Here is an 18,744-nt window from a genome sequence, read left to right on the forward strand (position 1 = left end):
AATCGGGTAACTGTTTTGGTTCAGTCAGCGGAATCATCCGCGCGCTGCTCTAGGCAGGATGGCGGCATGATGAGCGCTGCCGCCGAGAGCCCGCACATCCATCCGCCGAAGGTGGAGCTGTTCGACGTCGCCGCGATGACCAACACCGACCCCAAGGGGTTCGTGCGGCGGGTCGAGGAGTACCGGATCGAGCCGTACGGCCTGTACCTGGCCCGGCCGGTGGTGGATCACCCGAAGATGACCTACCTGCAGAGCTGGTTGCTGCCCGGGTTGGGGCTGCGGGTGTCCAACTGGAGCTTCCGGCCGGAGCAGTGCCGGGAGCACTACCTCTACCTGGACATCGTCGACGTGGAGCGCGGTCCGGGGGTGTGGCGCAGCGTGGACCACTACCTGGACATCGTGGTGTACCCGGGCAGGCGGCTGGAGGTGCTGGACACCGACGAACTGCTGGCGGCGGTCAACGCCGGCCTGATAAACACTCCAACGGCCGAACGGGCATTGCGGACAGTGCATCATGCGGTCGAGGGCATCACCCGATATGATTATTTGACCGAGAAGTGGTTGGCAACCGAAGGCATTTCCCTGACCTGGCGAACCGAATAGCCCATTAGTCGCCGTGCGTCAGCGTGGTCAACCGACGTTGGTCGCGTGTCGGGCCGACTCACTCGATCGATACCGGATCGCTCACCAGCCGTGATGTAACGAAACGACCCGGCTTGTCACCGCTCGCACCCCTCCCACTACTGTCTGGGGTTGTGGGCGCGGTCATCACTCCGCAGCTGGTCGACGTGGTCGACACGTTCACCGCGGTGCGCAGTTATTCGTCGGGAACAACCCGGGAACTCTCCGAGTGCCGGGTGGAACCGTGGGGTCTTCGTACGGAGTGCTGGACTCCGGAAGATCCATTCGCTGAGGCCGAGGTGACCTGGTTGCTGCCAGATCTCAGTCTCCGGTTGACTCATTACCGGCCGCGGTCCCGCCATGCGCGGACCGCCCCGAGTGTGCTGACCGCCGTGCGCGTGCAGCGGGACACCCGGGCGTGGCGCACGACGGACCTTCTGCTCGGGCTGGCGGTGCCGGGCGGGACCACCGCGCGCATCGTGCGCTCGGAGGAGTTCGCCGCCGCGGTCGCCGGTCAGGTGCTGCGCTCGGCAGATGCCGACCTGGCACTGCGCGTGGTGCACCGCACCCTGGAGGAGATCAGCAGGCACCGGCACGATCTGGGCGCCTGGCTGACCTCCCGCGGGGTGTATGAGATCTGGCCGCCGCTGTAGCTCAGACCGGGGACCAGCCGGTGTCCTCGGCCCAGAGGTTGGCCCGCTCGAAAGCGGCGTCGAACCAGGGTTCCTTGGTCTCCGCGTACTCGGCTGCGGTCGGCTCGTCGGCGAAGCGCTCGGCGACGTCCCGCTTCATCGCCTCGTACTCGGCGCGTTCGGCCGGTAGGGCGCGCAGCCAGTCCCGGAACAGCAGGGCGAAGCGCTGGTTGGGCAGGCCGGCGACCCGGATGTGCAGGTTGGCCGCGCGGCCCGGGTCCGAGCCGGCGTGCAGGCGCTTGAGCCAGCGGGTCATGTCGGGGTCGCTTGGCTTGGGGTTGTCCCGGTCGATCCAGGTCAGCGGGGCGAATCCGGCCTCGGCCAGCGGGGTGGCCAGCGCGTCGGCGTCGGCCAGGGAGCCGACGGTGAGCTGTAGATCGATGATGTCCTTGGCGGCCAGTCCGGGCACCGAGGTGGACCCGATGTGGTCCACTCGCAGCGCCCGCCCGGTCGCGGCCAGCCGGACCCGGTTGATCAGGCGCTCGGCGTCCGCCGGCCAGTCAGGCCGGGGGTCGGTCATGCGGGCCGGGCCGCGTTCGGCGCGGCGCTGGAGCCGGACGTTGGCCTCGAACGGGACCAGGCGGTCGGTCCAGAGCGCGTCGATCACCGGCAGCAGCTGGTCGGGCGGGCCGCTGTTGTCCAGCCACACATCGGCCGCCGCCCGCCGCTGTTCATCGGTGGCCTGGGCCGCGATCCGGGCGCGCGCGTCCTGCTCCGGCACGCCGCGGTAGGTGACCAGACGGCGGACCCGCTCCTCGACCGGGGCGTCCACCACGATCGCCAGGTGGAAGCCGGGGGCCATGCCGTTCTCCACCAGCAGCGGCACGTCGTAGACCACGATCGCGTCGGCAGGGGCGGCCGCGATCAGCTCGGCGGTGCGGGCGCCGACCCGGGGATGCACGATCGCGTTGAGCCGCAACCGGGCTGACTCATCGTGGAAGACGATCCCGGCCAGCGCCGCCCGGTCCAGCGAACCGTCCGCGGCGAGCACCCCGTCCCCGAACCCGGCGACCACCTCGGCGAGCCCGTCGGTCCCCGGCTCGACCACCTCACGGGCGATCCGGTCCGCGTCGATGACCACCGCCCCAAGCCCGGCGAGCCGAGCCGCCACCGTCGACTTGCCGGACCCCATGCCACCAGTCAGCCCAATACGCAACACGAGACGGCAGTCTGCCAGGTCAGCGCGGCGCCGCCGAGGCGATTTTGGCCGCCAACTCGGTCAACGCGGGCCCCGCCCGGTCATCAGCCACGACTCCAGCGGCCAAGGTCAACGCGATGGTGCTCCGCCCGAGCGCGAAGACCAGTACCCGCTGCTTCTCCCCCACGATCAACACAGCCTTGTCCGACCCGACCTGGACGTCGTTGACGGCGGCGCCCTTGGCCCGTTCGGTCTCGACGGTGGCCCGGACCCGCTTCTGGGCAGCGGCCTCGTCGGCGTAGGTGGCCAGGCCCAGTTCGAGTTGGGTGCCCGGGGTCTGGCCGGGCGGGGCGTCGCGGGGCGGGACGTCGGAGGGCGGGGCGTAGTAGCAGCCGAGGCGCCCGGTGCGCCCGATCTTGGGCTCGGGGACGCCGACGATGGAGCGGACGCCGGTGGAGGCCGGGGGTTTGCCGAGGGCGCGGTCGACTTCGGGGGTGGGGAGGACTTCGGCGCAGTCCTTGGCGAGGGGTTTGGGTGGGGCGAGGGAGCTGGGGGTGGGGGTGGTGGTTGAGGTGGGGAGGGGTGGGGCGGGGTTCTCCTTGGCGGGCTCGCTGGTGGAGCAGGCGGTCAGGGCGGTGAGGAGGAGGGTGGCGGGGAGGACGAGAGCCCTGGTCATGGGGTCACGGTAGTGGGTGGGGGTGGGGTGGGTGGGGTACGACTTCGGCCAACGTGGCGTACCACTTCGGCCAACACTGGGTACGACAACGGCCAACACGCCGGAGGGGGTGTGCGGGGTTTCGAGCCTCCGCGCGTGTTGGCCGTTCTTGTACGCCGTGTTGGCCGTTCTTGTACGGAGTGTTGGCGGTTGTGGGACGGGTCGTTGGCTGTTGTGGGGCGGCGGCCGAGGGGCCTGGGTTGTCCGGGGGTGGAGGCGGGGGGCGGTCTTCAGGGGTTCGAGCCCTATGGCGGGGCGGAGGGGTGAAACCCCCACGACGAGGGTTCTCGTGTGTTCTCCGTACGGCCTGGAGCTTGCTGACCGCGCCCCGAGGAGTGGCCCCTGCAACACAAACCGCCGCCCTAGCCTCCCAACGTGACGGGGGCCGCTCCTCGGGGTGTGGTTGGCTTGCGGAAGGCCGTGCGGAGAACACGCGAGCCCTCGGAGCCACGCTGGAACCGGCCCCGGCAGCACAAACCCCGCCCCGCAACCTGCTCATCCCGGGGTTTGATCTGTGCACCCCCCTCCGGTGGTCTGCCCGGCCGGCGAGGCCATCCTTTCGCTTTTGATCTTGATCTAAAACCAAAGTCAAGATCAAGATCGTCCTCGCCGGACGGGCAGAAATCAAAGGATGGGGGGGAAAATCAAAGACAAGAACAAGAGCAAAGACGCAGTGCTCGTACGGTTCCCCCATCCCCGTCAGCCTTCCGATACCAAACCACATCCCGGGCACGCAGACCGTTGCGGTTGGGAAGCTAGGGCGGCGGCAGGTTGCGGTCTGCGCACCCGGGATGCGGTGTGTCCTCTCCAGGCTGACGGGGATGGGGGAACCGCTCGAAGAGTGTTGAAAAGCCACCCCCGCTGCTGGTGTTCGGGCTTCGCCCGCTCGCAGTGCCCAAGGCGTACAAGAACGGCCAACGTGGCGTACGACAACGGCCAACACGCTGGTGGTTTTTTGGGGGGACGTGGCTCGGCCCCGCACCCTGGTGGGGGTGCGGGGCCGAGGGGGTTTAGCTAGCTAGCCGGGGTGCGGGTCAGGCGCCGCCGGAGAGCTTTTCGCGGAGGGCAGCGAGCTGTTCGTCGCTGGCCAGGGTGCCGCTGGTCTCGCCGCCGGAGCTGTAGTTGCCGCCGCCGCTGGCTGCGGGGGCGCCGCCCTCGGCCGGGCCTGCGGCCGCGGCTTCGGCGTCGGCCTCGGAGGCCTTGACGACCTGCTTGATGTGGGCGTCGAAGCGGGTACGCGCCTCGGCGTACTGCTTCTCCCACTCCTCGCGCTGCTTGTCGAAGCCCTCGAGCCAGTCCTGGGTCTCCGGGTCGAAGCCTTCGGGGTAGATGTAGTTGCCCTCGGCGTCGTACTCGGCGGCCATGCCGTACTGGGTCGGGTCGAACTCGGACTCCGCGGTGAAGCCCTCGTTCGCCTGCTTCAGCGAGAGCGAGATCCGGCGGCGGTCCAGGTCGATGTCGATGACCTTGACCATGACGTCGTCGCCCACCTGGACGACCTGCTCCGGGATCTCCACGTGGCGCTCGGCCAGCTCGGAGATGTGGACCAGGCCCTCGATGCCCTCGTCCACCCGGACGAACGCGCCGAACGGAACCAGCTTGGTGACCTTGCCCGGCACGATCTGGCCGATCGCGTGGGTCCGGGCGAACTGGCGCCACGGGTCTTCCTGGGTCGCCTTCAGCGACAGGGAGACGCGCTCGCGCTCCATGTCGACGTCGAGCACCTCGACGGTGACTTCCTGGCCGACCTCGACAACCTCGGACGGGTGGTCGATGTGCTTCCAAGACAGCTCGGAGACGTGCACGAGGCCGTCGACGCCACCCAGGTCCACGAAGGCACCGAAGTTGACGATCGAGGACACGACGCCCTTGCGGACCTGGCCCTTCTGCAGCTGGTTGAGGAACTCGCTGCGGACCTCGGACTGGGTCTGCTCCAGCCAGGCGCGACGGGACAGGACCACGTTGTTGCGGTTCTTGTCCAGCTCGATGATCTTGGCTTCGAGCTCGCGGCCGACGTAGGGCTGGAGGTCGCGCACGCGGCGCATCTCGACCAGGGAGGCGGGCAGGAAGCCACGCAGCCCGATGTCGAGGATGAGCCCACCCTTGACCACCTCGATGACGGTGCCCTTGACCGGCTCGTCCTTCTCCTTGAGCGCCTCGATGGTGCCCCACGCGCGCTCGTACTGAGCACGCTTCTTGGAGAGGATCAGCCGGCCTTCCTTGTCCTCCTTCTGGAGAACGAGGGCCTCGACGTGATCGCCGACAGTGACAACCTCGGCGGGGTCGACGTCGTGCTTGATCGACAACTCGCGCGAGGGGATGACGCCCTCGGTCTTGTAGCCGATATCGAGAAGCACCTCGTCACGGTCGACCTTGACGATGGTGCCTTCGACGATGTCGCCATCGTTGAAGTACTTGATGGTGAGATCGATGGCGGCGAGGAAGTCCTCCGCCGTCCCGATGTCGTTGATGGCGACCTGCGCGGCCGCGGCGGGAACGGTGGTGGTGTCGGTGGACATTAGGTGGGTTGCTCCGGTACGGATTGGGTGTCGATACGGACTGAAGTTGTGGGTGAAGCTCGCGCCAGGCGGCGCGGCTCCAGCCAACGCAGCCGACGAGGAGATCCACAACAATGCCGGTTCCGGGCAGAGCGCACCTATAGCGCGTTCAGTATCGTACGCACCCTCTCGATCGCCGGGCAAACCCGGTGGGGTGTCTCTAGCCAGAAGGAGCAGCCGTGGCCGCGCCAGCGGAGGACCGCCACGCCACCGCCGAACGGGTGCTCGGCACCTCGAAGGTGGTCAAACGCCGGGTGGACGCCGCCGAGTCACGGGTGGCCAGCCGGGTCTGGTGGGACGCCGACGCCGACGACTACCAGGCAGAACACGCGGATTTCCTGGGTGCGGCGGAGTTCGTCTGGTGCCCGGAGGGCCTGCTGGAACGCGACCTCGGCCTGCTCGGCGAGGTCAAGGGGCAGCGCATCCTGGAGATGGGCTGCGGGATGGCCGCCTGCGCCCGCTGGCTGGCCGCCGAGGGCGCGCTCGCGGTCGGCCTCGACGTCTCCGCGGGCATGCTCCGGCACGCTCGGCAGGCCGGTCTGGACTGCGGCACCCCGGTGCCGCTGGTGCAGGCCAGCGGGGACCAGCTGCCCTTCGCCGACAACGCCTTCGACACGGTGTGCAGCGCGTTCGGCGCGGTCCCGTTCGTGGCCGACATCGGGTTGCTGCTACGCGAGGTGCACCGGGTGCTCAAGCCGGGTGGCCGCTGGGTCTTCGCGGTCACCCACCCGATGCGCTGGATCTTCCCGGACGACCCCGGCGAGGCCGGGCTGACCGCGATGCAGTCCTACTTCGACCGCACCCCGTACCTGGAGGTCGACGAGGACGGCAACCCGACCTACGTCGAGCACCACCGCACCCTTGGCGACTACATCCGCGAGCTGAACCTGGCCGGACTGGTCCTGACCGAGCTGCTCGAACCGGAATGGCCGGAGGGTCACACCCGCGAATGGGGCCAGTGGAGCCCGTTGCGCGGTGAACTCTTCCCCGGCACGGCGATCTTCTGCTGCCACAAGGCCGGGCAATGACGCTGGTCGGCGACCTGCTCGCCGCCCAGACCGCGCACTTCGCCGGTCTGGACCCGCTGCTGCCGGCCGCCACCGGACTCGCCAGGGGGGACGCGGTCAGCGCCGCGCTGCCCGACGGCGGCCGGGTGGCCGGGCTGGTCAACTTCACCGAGTACCCGCCTGGATCGGCCAACCGGCTGTGGTCGGCGGCCAGGGTCTGGGAGCTGGTGCCGGTGCTCGGCGGCACGGGCGGGGCGGGCATGGACGCGCTGCTGCGGGCCTGGCAGCACCGGATGGCCGGGCAGGCCGACTTCGACCCGGACTCGGCCTGCGTGCTCAACTGGCCCAGCCGCGATGTCGGCGCCACCCGCGCCCTGCTCGACCACGGCCTGGTCCCGCTGTCCGTGCTGGCCGTGCGCGAACACCTGGGCGCCACCGCGGTGCGCCCCGGCCAGCTGACCGTGCGCCGGGCCCGCACCGCCGACCTGGACGCCACGGTCGAGCTGTCCATGCTGGAGCTGGAGTACTCGGCGCTGGTCGGTTCGGCGATGATCCGCCCGGAGGCGGCTGCGCTCAAGCGGGAGGCCCTGGCGACCCGGCTGCGCTCGGGCGATCCGGTCTGGCTGGCCGAACACGACGGGGTGATCCTGGGCCTGGCCGAATGCGGCTGGACCGAGTCCGGACCGCACACCGCGGCGGCGGCCCGGCTGCCGCGCGGGCGGTGGGGCTACGTGAACTGCGTGTCGGTGCTGCCCGGCGCGCGCGGTTCGGGCGTTGGGCGGTTGCTGATGGCCACCGCGCACGCGGAGTTCGAGCGGGCCGGGGTGGCCGGGAGCTACCTCTACTTCAACCCGCCGAACCCGCTGTCCTCGGTGTTCTGGGCCCGGCAGGGCTACCGGCCGCTGTGGACGATGTGGGAGATCAGGCCGGCGGGGGCGTTGCGCTAGCCGCCCAGCGGGCCTTGTGGAAGATCGGCTCGCGGGCGTAGATGTCGATCTCCAGCTCATCCGGCGCCCCTCCCCCGCCGCGCAGCACCGGGGTGAGCGAGGACAGCAGCGCGAACCCGTTGCGGTGGATGTCCCGGTGGGTGGCGACCGCCTCGCCTGCCTGACTGAGCAGGTCGCCGACCTGGTGCAGGCCCTGGCCGGGAGCGGTGATCAGCAGGGTCTCGGCGTGCTCGGACAGCGCGAGCCGCCGGTCCGCGGAGAAGTCCCTGGAGTGCGGATCCGGATCGGGCCGGGCCGCCGGAGTGGTCGCGGTCTGCCGGTCGGCCTGGGTCGCGCGGCGGCGGGTGCTGGCCCGCAGGCCGGGCCAGGCGGAGGCCCGCAGGCCAGCGTCCCGGTGCGCGATGAGCAGGTCGGCCGGGCGGTGGTCGGTGAACCAGTGCGCGAGGTCCTCGGGGACCTGGTTGGCGCGCAGGGGCAGGTGCACGGCGCTGTGCGGGCTGATCGCGGCCAGCCGGAACAACGCGCCCAGCCGCAGCAGGTCGGCGCGGGAGGCGGTGATCTTGCCGTAGCCGGTCAGGAACGGCGAGCGCAGCCACGTGTGGCGGAGGGCGGCGGCCGGGATGAGGATCCGGTGCAGCGAGCCGTGCCGCCGCACGGGATGGGAGATGACCGGAAGCCGCACACCGGCAGCTTTGCCGGTAGGTGGGGCCGGGTCCAGGGGTTTTCCCGGCGGGACGGGCGGTAAGAGCGCTCTGCGCGGTGTGTCCGGGTTGCGCGGGGCGCGTCCGGCGGGCAAAATTTGAACTGACCGGTCAGTTCAAAGAATTGGTAAAGAACCAGCGAGGAGAACGCGGTGGAGATCCTGGCCAGGGAAGTCGGCGTGAACGGCGCGCACGGGCCGTTGCTGCGACCGACGACCCTGCGGGTGCGGGCCGGGCAGGTCGCACTGGTGGCCGGGGAGCCCGGCACCGGGCACACCCCGCTCGCGCTGATGCTGGCCGGGCGGATGACGCCCTCGGCAGGCGAGGTCACCGTGAACGGGCAGGCCGACCCGTCAGCGCTGCGCAAACTCGTGGCCATGGTGGACGCGCCGGGGGTGACCGAACCCGAGGACGCGCTGCCGCTGAAGACCGTGGTCGGCGAGGAGCTGTCCTTCGCGGGCAAACCGGCCGGCCGGGCCGCGGTGCGGGACTGGCTGACCCGGCACGACGCCGAGCAGCACGCGGCCACCCGCTTCGACCGGATCCCGCCGACCGTGCGCACCCGGCTGCTGACCGAACTCGCCGCCGAACGCCCGGACGTGCGGCTACTGGTCCTGGACTGCCCTGACCGGCACTGCGACGACCCGCACACCTGGTGGACCGTGGCCCGCCAGCACGCCACCCGCGATCGAGCGGTGGTGGTGCTGTGCACCGAGACCTCCGCGCGGCTGCTCGACCTGCCGGCGGCCCGCCTCGGCCGCCAGATCCAGCCGCCGCCCTTCACCGTCAGCAACACTGAGGACGAGACCCGATGACTGCCTTCCGCCTGGCCAAGGGCGAGTTCCAACGGATCACCGCGGGCAGGCTGCCCAAGCTGGCCGTGGTCGCGCTGGCGCTGGTGCCGCTGCTCTACGGCGCGCTGTACCTGTACGCCAACTGGGATCCCTACGGCAAGCTCAAGGACGTGCCTGCCGCGCTGGTGGTCGCCGACACCGGCAGCGGGGACCTGCGGGCCGGGGAGAAGGTCGCGGACAAGCTGGCCAACTCCGATGCCTTCGAGTGGCACCGGGTCAGCGCCGCCGAGGCCGAGACCGGGGTGCGGGACGGCAAGTACACCTTCTCGCTGACCCTGCCAGCCGACTTCTCCGCCGCGCTGGCCTCGCCGGGCAAGTTCGAGCCCAAGCAGGGCACGCTGATCCTGACCACCAACGACGCCAACAACTACATCGTGCGGACCATCGCGGACAAGGTGGTCAGCGAGGTGCGGCGGGCGGTCGCGGCGGACGCGGGCACCGAGGCGGCGGACCGGCTGCTGATGGGCTTCTCCACGTTGCGGGACAAGACCTTGGAGGCCGCCGACGGCGCCGGCAAGCTGGCCGACGGGTCCAAGAAGGTCTCCGACGGGGTGGGCACCGCCCGGGAGAAGATCAACGAACTACACACCGGACTCGGCAAGCTGGCCGACGGCGCGGACACCCTCGCTGCTAAGAACGGTGAGCTGGCAACGGGTCTGGGCACGATGAAGGAGAAGACCGCGCCGCTGCCGGGCAAGACCCAGCAGCTCGCGGACGGCGCGGCCAAGGTCGCCGACGGCAACGCCCAGCTGGCGCAGAAGGCCGGCACGGTGGCCGAGGGCGCCCAGCACCTGGTGGACTTCCTTGGCGGCAAGAAGGAGGACCTGGCCAAGCGGCTGCGCGAGATCGGCCTGGCCGAGGAGCAGGTGCAGCGGGTGCTGGCCGCGGTCACCGAGGCCGGGAAACCGGTGCGGGACGCCAACGACAAGATCCAGGGCGCGGTCGGCCAGGTGAAGCAGCTCGCCGACGGCTCGAAGCAGGTCGCCGACGGGGCCAAGACCCTGGCGACCAGCAGCGCCGAGCTGACCGGCAAGATCGGCGAGGCCGCGGACGGGGCGAAGAAGCTGGCCGACGGCGCGAAGACGTTGCGGGACGGCGTGCACAAGGCCGACGACGGCTCCGGCAAGCTCTACACCGGCACCGCGGAACTCCAGGACGGCGCGAAGAAGGTCGCCGACGGAAACGGTGAGCTGCACGGCAAACTCGCCGAGGGCGCCGGCCAGATCCCGAACCCGGACGACGAGACCCGCAAGGCCACCGCGCGCACCATCGGCGATCCGGTCGCCATCCGCGCGGTCGGCGAGAACCAGGCGTCCAACTACGGTTCCGGCCTGGCCCCGTTCTTCCTCGGCCTCGCGCTGTGGATCGGCGCGTTCGTGCTGTTCCTGTTGCTGCGCCCGCTGTCCAAGCGCGCGCTGGCCTCCGGCGCCAGCCCGCTGCGGGTGGCGCTGGGCGGCTGGCTGCCCGCCGCGCTGCTCGGCGCGGTGCAGACCGCGCTGCTCTTCGGCGTGGTGACCCTGGCGCTGGGCATCGAACCGGCCAGGCCCTGGGGCGTGCTCGGCTTCATGCTGTTGACCTCACTGGCCTTCACCGCGGTGCTGCACGGCCTCAACGCGCTGCTCGGCCCGGCTGGCAAGTTCGTCGGCCTGGTGCTGCTGGTGTTGCAGCTGACCACCGCGGGCGGCACCTTCCCCTGGCAGACCGTGCCCGATCCGCTCAAGCCGCTGCACCTGATCCTGCCGCTGTCCTACGTGGTCGACGGCATGCGGCACCTGCTCTACGGCGGCGGGCTGAACACGGTGTGGGAGGACGTCACGGTGCTCTCGATCTACCTGGTGCTGGGGCTGGCGCTGTCGACGCTGGCCGCCTACAAACAACGGGTGTGGACCCCGACGAAGCTCAAGCCCGAGCTGGTGCTGTGATGACCACCGCCAAGGCGACCAAGCCCAGCAGCAAGCAGAAGCTGTTCGACGCCGCGCTGCGGCTGATCGGCGAACGCGGCGCGGCCGGGGTCACCGTGGACCAGATCGCGGCCACCGCGGGCGTGGCCAAGGGCACCGTCTACTACAACTTCGGCAGCAAGGACGGTCTGGTCGAAGCCCTGCTGCGGCACGGGGTCGACCTGCTGGCCGAGCAGTTGCGGCGGGCCGAGGCGGTGCCGGACACCGAGTCCTCGGTGGAGACCCTGGTGGACGGGGCGCTGCTGTTCTTCGGCGAGTACCCGGAGTTCGCCCAGCTGCTGGTGAGCGAGATGTGGCGGACGCCTGGCCAGTTCCACGGCACCCTGTCGCTGCTGCGGGACGACATCGTGGCCATCGTCAAACGGGTGCTGCAGCGGCACGCCGACGCAGGCCGGTTGTGCGGGGTCGAGGTGGGCACCGCCTCGGCCGCGTTGTTCGGCACCTTGCTGGTGGTGGCCCTGGACTGGCAGACCTTCCAGCGGCAGCGCACCCGCGAGGAGGTGCGCGAATCGGTGATGCTGCTGGTGCGCGGGATGGGCCGGGGGCAGGGCAAACGCTGAGCCGGTCAGCGCCCGGTCACGATCCGTATAACTACCGACGACTTTCCCGGCACTGACGGTCATAGTGAGCTGTTCACATGCCCGATTCGTGCTGGGGGGTTCATGGCGCCGGAGGAGACCCGGGCGGGCCGGGTGATCGGCGGCCGGTACCGGCTGGTCGAGCGGCTGGCCGCGGGCGGATTCGGGCGGGTGTGGCGCGCCTACGACGAATCGCTGCGGGTGGAGGTGGCGGTCAAGGAGGTGTGGCTGCCGCCGACGCTGTCCGACACCGAACGGGCCGAGCGGCTGGCGCGGGCCGAGCGGGAGGCGCGCAACGCGGCGGCGCTACGGGCGCACCCCAACATCGTGCCGGTCTACGACCTGGTGATCGAGGACGGCGTGCCGTGGATGGTGATGCGGCTGATCGAGGGCCGGTCCCTGGCCGAGCGGTTGCAGCAGCGCAGGCTGTCCGAGGCGGAGACGCGGGAGGTCGCCACCGCGTTGCTGGCGGCGCTGGGCGCGGCGCACGGCGCCGGGATCGTGCACCGGGATGTCAAGCCGGCCAACGTGATGCTGGCCGAGGGCGGCGAGGTGCTGCTCACCGACTTCGGCATCGCGGTGCACCGGGCGGACCGGCGGGTCACCGAGTCCGGGATGATCATCGGCTCGCTGGAGTACCTGTCGCCGGAACGGGCCCGCGGTGAGGACGGGGCGGCGCCGAGTGACCTGTTCTCGCTGGGCGTGACGCTGTACCGGGCGGTGGAGGGGTTCTCGCCGTTCCGCCGGGAGCCGCCGATCGGCGCGCTGGACGCGGTCAAGTTCGCCGAGGCGCCCGCGATGAAGCGGGCCGGTGACCTGGAGCCGCTGATCTCCCGGCTGCTGGCCAAGGATCCGGCCCGGCGGCCCACCGTCGCGGAGGCGCGGGCGCTGCTGGATCCGCCGTCGGAGACGCTGACCGCGACCAGGGACGAGATCCGGCCGCCGGACCGGCCGACGCCGAACCGGGGTGGCGCGGCACTGGTGGTCTCCGCGCTGGTCACGGTGGGCCTGGTGTTGCTGTACAACGGGCATCCGCCGTTCACCGACTATGTGGACAGCAAGCTGGGCTGGTCCGGGACGACCACGCCCAGCGCCGCGCCCACCACCTCCTCGACCCTGCGGGCCGGGCTCAGCGGGGAGAACACCACCCGGCGCACCACCCCGGCCACCAGCACCACCCGGCCGGGCACGACCACGCCCAGCACCACCGCCGATTCGCGCAGCCTGGACCGGCAGGAGACCGACCGGACCCCGCTGACCGCGGCCGGGCTGCTGCCCAAGACCTTCCGGGACAGCAAGAACGTGGAGTACTCGCTGCGTTCCAGCGGGGTGCACAGCTGCCTGGGCAACGCCGAACGGGAGCCCGTGCGCGCGGGGCTGCGCCGGGCCAGGTGCTCCAACATGCTCGCGGCGACCTTCGTGGACCACTCCAACAAGATCCTGGTGTCGGTGGTGGTCGTCCCGCTGGCCAGCGCGACCGCCGCGAGCACCGCCTACGAGGAACTCAAGGGCAGCAACACCGCGGACTGGGGCATCTGGTGCCCGACCTCGGGGCCCGGGTCCACGGTGTGCCAGGGGGACTACAACAAGGCCGCCCAGTCCGGCTACATCCGGAGCACCCACCGCTACCTGATCCACGCCAGGGCGATGTATGTGAACCTGAGTTCGGGCACGGTGGAGAAGCCCTGGGTGGAAGCAGCCGCCCAGAAGACCTCCGCCCTCGCCGGTCCCCAGTAACACCCACCACCGTGTTGGCCGTTCTCGTACGGTGTGTTGGCCGAACTGGACGGTGTGTTGGCCGTTGTGGACGGTGTGTTGGCGGATCGGCGTACCAGTTCGGCCAAGACTGTGTACGAGAACGGCCAACACGACGGTTTCTGGTTAGTCGCGCAGGCGGTCGCGCAGGGTTAGGGCTCGGCGGGTGAAGGGGTTGTCCGGGCCTAGGACCTGGGTGCAGGACAGGGCCAGGGATTCGGCGTTTTCCCTCGCGGTGTCCAGGGCGCCGGATTGGGCCTGGTAGTTGGCCAGTTGCAGGCGGGCGTTGAGGGTGCTGGTGTGGTCGGCGCCCAGGCTGGCTGTGCGGGCCCGGACGACCTCGGTGAGCAGTTCGCCTGCCAGCCGGGGGTTGCCGGAGTTGCCGCTGTTGATGGCCAGGCGGTAGCGGGCCGAGACGGTGTGCGGGTGGTCGGCGCCGAGCAGGCGGGCGGAGTCGGCGACCAGTGCGGTGAACAGTTCGGCGGCCTTGGCCGGGTCGCCGCCGCGGCCGGTCCAGACGCCGAGCTGGAAGCGGGAGCTGAGCACGTTGGGGTGGTCCGGGCCGAAGACCCGGACGCGGTCGGCCAGCAGTTCGCGGCAGCGGGCCAGGGCGGTGGTGTGGTCGCCGGACTCGCCGAGCCAGGTGGCGTGCTGGTGCCGGACGGCGAAGGTGTCGACATGGTCCGCGCCCCACACCTGGGTGGCCTCGGCGAGCACCGCCTCGAACATCGCGATGGCCTCGGGGACCCGGCCCGATTCGGCCAGGTGCCCGGCGAAGACCCGGCGGACCCGCAGCGAATCGCGGTGGCGGGGACCGAGCACGCGTTCGCAGTCGGCCAGCAGGGTGGCGAACTCCTCGGCCGAACCCGCGTAGCGCAGCAGGGTGATCCGGTTGCGCAGGGTCTCCGGGTGCTCAGGGCCGAGTGCGGCCTCGCGCCGGGCGAGGCCGGCGCGCAGCATCCGGATCGCGCCCTCCGGGTCGCCCGCCGCGCCGATCTCGTCGGCCAGCAACACATCCGCGCCCGGCACGCCGTGCTCGGCGCCCTTGCCGAATGCCTCGTGTGCCCGGTCGAACTGGGCGAAGCGGCGGGCGGCGTGGCCGATCTCCACCGCGGCCACCGGGGTGGCCCACTCGATCAGCGCCTGCCACACCGCCGCGGGCACCGGCGGGTTGTCCGGCAGGTCGAGGAGGTAGTCGAAGGCGCGGTAGTGCCCGGGATCGGCGCCGGGCAGCAGCAGGCTGCTGGTGGCGCGGGCCGGTTTCACCGCCCAGGCAAGGGCTTCGGTCTCCGGCTCGGGGCGCAGGGCCGCGCCGCCGCGTTCGGTGAGGTAGTGCTCGGCCAGCGCGGTGAGCACGTGCCGGGGCATCGGATCGTGCAGTCCGGCGCGGCGGCAGTCGACCGCGGCACTGACCAGGGCGGCGCCCCTGGGGTGGCCGCCGACCCGCCAGGCGTTGCGCCAGTCGTTGGCCAGTTCGGGTCCGTCGGCGAGCAGTTCGGCCACCCCGAAATCGCCGGATTTCGCCGCCGCCGCACGGAGTCTGGGGTCGGCGTGCGCACCGGCGCGGGCCACCTCGGCCGGGCTCCAGCGGCGGGAGAGGGGGATCTCGGTGGCCAGGTTGAGCACCTCGCGGCCGGTGCGCCAGGCGCCGAGTTCGTCCCCGTCCAGCTCGGCCTCCCGGCGCGCGCCGAATGCCTCCAGCGCGGGCGTGCGGATGGTGCCCAGCAACAGCACCTCCCGGCCGGGCTCGGCCAGCATCCGGCTCACCCCGGCCACGGTCAGCCCGTCCGGCCGCAGGTAGCGCTCGATGTCGTTGAGCCACAACACCACCCGGCGCAGCTCCCGCACCGTGTCCACAATGGACTGGAACGGCAGGTTGCCGGCGGGGGCGAGGAAGAGGTGGTCCGGGCACAGGCGGCGGATGGCCTCGTAGGCGGCCCTGGTCTTGCCCGCGGTGGACTCGCCGATGATCAGCACGAACCCACCGGCGGAGACCGCGGCGTCCAGCCGGTCCTGGATGTCCCTGCGCACGTAGCCGGGCACCCGGTCCGCGCCGAGTCCGGCCGCGCGGTGCACGCCCAGCGCGATCGGGTCGTCCATCTCGCGCACCCTGGGCAGCCGTCCGGCACCGGCGCCGAGCACGTCCCCGGTCAGCGCCCGCCGCCGCTCCTGGCTGCGCTCCAGCAGCACCCGGCCGCGCGCGGCGAGAATGCCGAAGACCGCGGTGACCAGGCCGATCACCGCGGCGGCCACCTTGTCCGCGAGCAACAGCCAGGCCGTGCCGGCCACCGCGGCGACCGCCAGCGCGGCCAGCACGATCAGCGCCCAGCCACGATTCCGCCGCCACCACAACATTGCCCCAACCTAGCGGGAACCTGGATCGGCGTTCGCGGCTCATGCTGGGTGAAGGAGGGGTGAGAGGTGTGGGGATCGACTCGCAATGGTTCGCCCGGCTCTACCAGGACAACTACCGGTCGCTGGTGCTGGTGGCCTACGCCATGACCAACGACCTGGGGGATGCCGAGGACCTGGCCCAGGAGACGTTCGCGGTGGCCTACCGCAAGCGCGGCCAGGTCGCCGAGACGGACAGCCCGGCGGCCTGGCTGCGCACGGTGGTGGTCAACCTGGCCCGGAAACGCTGGCGGCGGCGCAGTCTGCTGCACCGGCTGCTGATCCCGAGGGCGGAACCGAGTCCGCCCGCGGACATCGGCGCCGAGCACGCGGAACTGCACGCCGCGATCGGCGCGCTGGAGCAGGAACGGCGGGCGGTGGTGGTGCTGCACTACCTGGCCGACCTGCCGGTGGAGGAGGTGGCCGCGGTGCTGCGGGTGCCGGTGGGCACGGTGAAGTCCCGGCTGTCCCGGGCCAGGGCCGCGCTCGCCCAGCGGCTGACGACGGAGGTGGGGCATGACTGAGCTGGACAACCGACTCGACGACCAACTGGCGGGTCTGCGCGCGGACCTGCGGGCCGCGGTCCGCGATCCGGGGCAGGGCCCGGTGCTCGAACGAGTGCGCAGGCGGGCCCAGCGGCGGCGCACGGCGTTCGGGGTGAGCACGGTGAGCGTGGGCGTGGTGGCCTCGCTGGGGTTGCTCTACGGCCTGCTCGGGGCGGGCCAGCTCGCCGAGCCGCCCGCGCACTCGGGCGGCTCGGCCGAGCGTTCGGTGACGATGCTGGACTACGCCGACCCCCGGCACGGTTACGCGTTGCGGGCGGATTGTCCCGGTGGCCAGGAGACCTGCGTCAACATGCTGCTGTCCACCGTCGACGGCAAGGACCAGGCCGAGCGGGCGGTGCCAGCGGAGGTGGCCGGGTACGGGCGGCTGCCCGCGGTCAAGGTGCTCGGCCCCGGCAACCTGGTGATCAACGGCAACGGCGGCTACTGGCACAGCATCGACGGCGGCCTCACCTGGCGGCGGCGGGAGTTCAACGGGCCGGACGCCGCGGAGATCCCCAAGGGCGGGTTCCTGGAGAACTGCGCCGGCGACCTGGCGGTCGAGTGCACCAAGGAGTTCGTGACGGTGCACGACCCGGCCACCGGGCAGCGGCGCACCCTGAGCACCCAGCCCGCGCTGGACATCCGCACGGTGTTCAAGGCCCCCGCCCCGGACGGCACCTGGTGGGTGGCCGGGACGATCCCCGGCACGGACCGGTCCGCACTGGCGAGCAGCCGGGACAACGGGCGGAGCTGGCAGGTGCGGGAACTGCCCGCGGTGGCCACCGGCAAGCAGATCGGCACCCCGGTCGCCGCACCCGACGGCACCTATTACCTGCCGGTGACCAACGGCGAGAACCTGGTCACGATCCTGCGCAGCGGTGACGGCGGCCAGACCTGGACCCAGGCATGGGTGCCACGCGATTCGACCGCCGCCTCCCGGCTCCCCGGGCCGGAGACCCTGCGCGGCGACCTGGTGCCCGGTGCGGGCGGGCGGCTGCGGCTGATCGACAAGGAGGGCGTGACCTGGCGCAGCGACAACGGCGGGCAGAGCTTCGCCAAGGCGGAACAGCAGATCCCCGGCACCGAGGTGGAGTGGACCCGCAACGGTTTCCTCGCCTATTCCTGGACCGCGAACCACGCGAGCAGGCTGTACCACCAGTCCGGTGACGGCGAGACCTGGCGGGAGGTGCCGTGATGATCAGCTCCCGCCTGCGGCTGCCGGTGATCGCGGCCGCCCTGATCGTCCTGGTGGCCTCGGCCGTGCTGGTGCTGCGCCAGGACACCGAACCAGCACCCGCGCCGGAACGGCCGACCGATCTCCGGCTGCTCGACATCGACTTCGCCACCGAGCGGCACTGGTTCGCGCTGCGGGCCCGGTGCGAGCAGGCGGACTGCACGCACCAGCTCCTCGACGTGGACAACGGCGTGGTCCAGGTCCGCGAACTGCCCGAGCCACTGCGTGCCCACCGCTCCGGCCCGCCGCCGCGGCTGCACGTGCTGGGCGGCAAGCTGGCCGTGGCCGGGGCGGAGCGGCGCTGGCACTCCGAGGACCGGGGCCGGACCTGGCAGGAGGGGCTGATGGCGGTCGACTGGCCGATGGACGGCCTGCTGCCGGACATGCTGCTCCAGCACTCCTGCCACGGCAAGGACCCGTGCGTGCCGGGGATCGACGCGGTGCTGTCCTTCACCGGGCAGCAGGTTCCGCTGACGCCCGAGTTCACCCCGCCGCTGACCGAGCCGTTCCCGTTCCCGCGTCAGCTCGCCGGACGGTGGTGGGTGGTGGGCAAACGGGACGGGCGGGCGGCCGTGTCCACCAGCGACGGCAATGGTCGCCGCTGGCAGACCAGGGAGCTGCCGTCCACCCCGCCGGGCGCCTTCCGCTGGGCCGAGGTGGTCGTCTCCGGCGACACCGCGTACGTGCTGATCACCACCGATCACCAGCCGTTCGCGAGCACGCTCTACCGCGGTGCCGGCGAGAAATGGGAACAGGTCTGGCAGGCCCGGCCGGACGGGCAACCGCCGGAGATCACCGGGCTGGCCGCCGCGCCGGACGGCACGCTGCTGGCCGTGAGCCAGGGTGGCGGCTCCTGGTTCAGCGCGGACGGCGGGCACACCTTCCACGCCGGGCAGATCGCCGAACAGCGGGTGCCCGGCGACACCCTGCGCTCGGTCCGCGGCGGCATGCTCAGCACCTCCGAACGCGGGGCCAGCCACTCGGTGGACGGCAGGCGGTGGACACCGTTGCCCTTCGGCTAGCGCTAACCTGGCCGGCAGGGGTGTG

Annotated in this window: 16 protein-coding genes; 11 read left to right on the top strand and 5 right to left on the bottom strand. The window is 71.5% G+C overall.

Translation table 11 applies throughout. The features are described 5' to 3' along the window. Positions 1–66: 66 nt before the first annotated feature. Both HNR67_RS36860 and HNR67_RS45310 read left to right on the top strand, forming a co-directional pair. Positions 67–603 (top strand): DUF402 domain-containing protein, encoded by a 537-nt coding sequence (locus HNR67_RS36860; RefSeq protein WP_246492677.1) that lies wholly within the window; start codon positions 67–69, stop codon positions 601–603. A 410-nt stretch (positions 604–1,013) separates the two neighbouring features. Next, on the top strand, positions 1,014–1,274 hold the full coding sequence (locus HNR67_RS45310) for a hypothetical protein (RefSeq protein ID WP_246492678.1): 261 nt from the start codon (positions 1,014–1,016) through the stop codon (positions 1,272–1,274). A 1-nt stretch (position 1,275) separates the two neighbouring features. Here HNR67_RS45310 and coaE read toward each other — a convergent pair whose 3' ends face one another. The 3 genes from coaE to rpsA form a co-directional block, all read right to left on the bottom strand. Further along, positions 1,276–2,472, bottom strand: coding sequence for a dephospho-CoA kinase (gene coaE / locus HNR67_RS36870; protein WP_185007633.1), 1,197 nt, complete (start codon positions 2,470–2,472; stop codon positions 1,276–1,278). Between the two features lie 19 nt (positions 2,473–2,491). After that, positions 2,492–3,127 (bottom strand): hypothetical protein, encoded by a 636-nt coding sequence (locus HNR67_RS36875; protein WP_185007635.1) that lies wholly within the window; start codon positions 3,125–3,127, stop codon positions 2,492–2,494. 1,073 nt (positions 3,128–4,200) lie between these two features. Beyond that, complete coding sequence (gene rpsA / locus HNR67_RS36880; RefSeq protein WP_185007637.1) at positions 4,201–5,685, bottom strand: 30S ribosomal protein S1; 1,485 nt, start codon at positions 5,683–5,685, stop codon at positions 4,201–4,203. A 218-nt stretch (positions 5,686–5,903) separates the two neighbouring features. Here rpsA and HNR67_RS36885 point away from each other — a divergent pair, with 218 nt between their 5' ends. After that, positions 5,904–6,752 carry a class I SAM-dependent methyltransferase gene (locus HNR67_RS36885; RefSeq protein ID WP_185007638.1) on the top strand — a complete coding sequence of 283 codons (849 nt, stop codon included), beginning with the start codon at positions 5,904–5,906 and terminating at the stop codon, positions 6,750–6,752. After that, positions 6,749–7,678 carry a GNAT family N-acetyltransferase gene (locus HNR67_RS36890; RefSeq protein WP_185007640.1) on the top strand — a complete coding sequence of 310 codons (930 nt, stop codon included), beginning with the start codon at positions 6,749–6,751 and terminating at the stop codon, positions 7,676–7,678. The genes HNR67_RS36885 and HNR67_RS36890 overlap by 4 nt, the downstream gene beginning before the upstream one ends. Here the strand turns inward: HNR67_RS36890 and HNR67_RS36895 are convergent. Beyond that, complete coding sequence (locus HNR67_RS36895) at positions 7,653–8,360, bottom strand: hypothetical protein (protein ID WP_185007642.1); 708 nt, start codon at positions 8,358–8,360, stop codon at positions 7,653–7,655. The two genes, HNR67_RS36890 and HNR67_RS36895, sit on opposite strands and share 26 nt — an antisense overlap. 171 nt (positions 8,361–8,531) lie before the next feature. Here HNR67_RS36895 and HNR67_RS36900 point away from each other — a divergent pair, with 171 nt between their 5' ends. The 4 genes from HNR67_RS36900 to HNR67_RS36915 all read left to right on the top strand — a co-directional run bounded on the left by HNR67_RS36900 (position 8,532) and on the right by HNR67_RS36915 (position 13,509). Then, positions 8,532–9,194, top strand: a complete 663-nt coding sequence (locus tag HNR67_RS36900) for an ATP-binding cassette domain-containing protein (protein WP_185007644.1) — start codon at positions 8,532–8,534, stop codon at positions 9,192–9,194. Beyond that, positions 9,191–11,155: a YhgE/Pip domain-containing protein gene (locus tag HNR67_RS36905; protein WP_185007646.1), complete on the top strand. Its 1,965-nt coding sequence runs from the start codon at positions 9,191–9,193 to the stop codon at positions 11,153–11,155. The genes HNR67_RS36900 and HNR67_RS36905 overlap by 4 nt, the downstream gene beginning before the upstream one ends. Then, the gene (locus HNR67_RS36910; protein WP_185007648.1) at positions 11,155–11,754 is read left to right on the top strand and encodes a TetR/AcrR family transcriptional regulator; all 600 of its coding nucleotides are present in this window, start codon (positions 11,155–11,157) and stop codon (positions 11,752–11,754) included. The genes HNR67_RS36905 and HNR67_RS36910 overlap by 1 nt, the downstream gene beginning before the upstream one ends. A gap of 102 nt (positions 11,755–11,856) precedes the next feature. After that, on the top strand, positions 11,857–13,509 hold the full coding sequence (locus HNR67_RS36915; protein WP_185007650.1) for a serine/threonine-protein kinase: 1,653 nt from the start codon (positions 11,857–11,859) through the stop codon (positions 13,507–13,509). Positions 13,510–13,653: 144 nt separating this feature from the next. Here the strand turns inward: HNR67_RS36915 and HNR67_RS36920 are convergent, their stop codons facing one another. Further along, complete coding sequence (locus HNR67_RS36920) at positions 13,654–15,882, bottom strand: tetratricopeptide repeat protein (protein ID WP_185007652.1); 2,229 nt, start codon at positions 15,880–15,882, stop codon at positions 13,654–13,656. Positions 15,883–15,950: 68 nt separating this feature from the next. Here HNR67_RS36920 and HNR67_RS36925 point away from each other — a divergent pair, with 68 nt between their 5' ends. Genes HNR67_RS36925 through HNR67_RS36935 form a run of 3 tightly spaced genes read left to right on the top strand, consistent with a single transcriptional unit; the run spans position 15,951 to position 18,719 of the window. Continuing rightward, positions 15,951–16,442 carry an RNA polymerase sigma factor gene (locus tag HNR67_RS36925; protein WP_221490176.1) on the top strand — a complete coding sequence of 164 codons (492 nt, stop codon included), beginning with the start codon at positions 15,951–15,953 and terminating at the stop codon, positions 16,440–16,442. Then, the gene (locus HNR67_RS36930; RefSeq protein WP_185007656.1) at positions 16,435–17,658 is read left to right on the top strand and encodes a WD40/YVTN/BNR-like repeat-containing protein; all 1,224 of its coding nucleotides are present in this window, start codon (positions 16,435–16,437) and stop codon (positions 17,656–17,658) included. The genes HNR67_RS36925 and HNR67_RS36930 overlap by 8 nt, the downstream gene beginning before the upstream one ends. Next, on the top strand, positions 17,658–18,719 hold the full coding sequence (locus tag HNR67_RS36935) for a WD40/YVTN/BNR-like repeat-containing protein (protein ID WP_185007658.1): 1,062 nt from the start codon (positions 17,658–17,660) through the stop codon (positions 18,717–18,719). Before HNR67_RS36930 ends, HNR67_RS36935 begins: the two co-directional genes overlap by 1 nt. Positions 18,720–18,744 lie beyond the last annotated feature (25 nt).

Source organism: Crossiella cryophila, from assembly GCF_014204915.1.
Lineage (GTDB): Bacteria > Actinomycetota > Actinomycetes > Mycobacteriales > Pseudonocardiaceae > Crossiella > Crossiella cryophila.

What these genes read in the sequence shown, in the direction of transcription:
- HNR67_RS36860 (WP_246492677.1), top strand. Translation starts at nt 67, where the DNA reads ATGATGAGCGCTGCCGCCGAGAGCCCGCACATCCATCCGCCGAAGGTG.
- HNR67_RS36875 (WP_185007635.1), bottom strand. Translation starts at nt 3,127, where the DNA reads ATGACCAGGGCTCTCGTCCTCCCCGCCACCCTCCTCCTCACCGCCCTG.
- rpsA (WP_185007637.1), bottom strand. Translation starts at nt 5,685, where the DNA reads ATGTCCACCGACACCACCACCGTTCCCGCCGCGGCCGCGCAGGTCGCC.
- HNR67_RS36890 (WP_185007640.1), top strand. Translation starts at nt 6,749, where the DNA reads ATGACGCTGGTCGGCGACCTGCTCGCCGCCCAGACCGCGCACTTCGCC.
- HNR67_RS36905 (WP_185007646.1), top strand. Translation starts at nt 9,191, where the DNA reads ATGACTGCCTTCCGCCTGGCCAAGGGCGAGTTCCAACGGATCACCGCG.
- HNR67_RS36910 (WP_185007648.1), top strand. Translation starts at nt 11,155, where the DNA reads ATGACCACCGCCAAGGCGACCAAGCCCAGCAGCAAGCAGAAGCTGTTC.
- HNR67_RS36915 (WP_185007650.1), top strand. Translation starts at nt 11,857, where the DNA reads ATGGCGCCGGAGGAGACCCGGGCGGGCCGGGTGATCGGCGGCCGGTAC.
- HNR67_RS36920 (WP_185007652.1), bottom strand. Translation starts at nt 15,882, where the DNA reads ATGTTGTGGTGGCGGCGGAATCGTGGCTGGGCGCTGATCGTGCTGGCC.
- HNR67_RS36930 (WP_185007656.1), top strand. Translation starts at nt 16,435, where the DNA reads ATGACTGAGCTGGACAACCGACTCGACGACCAACTGGCGGGTCTGCGC.
- HNR67_RS36935 (WP_185007658.1), top strand. Translation starts at nt 17,658, where the DNA reads ATGATCAGCTCCCGCCTGCGGCTGCCGGTGATCGCGGCCGCCCTGATC.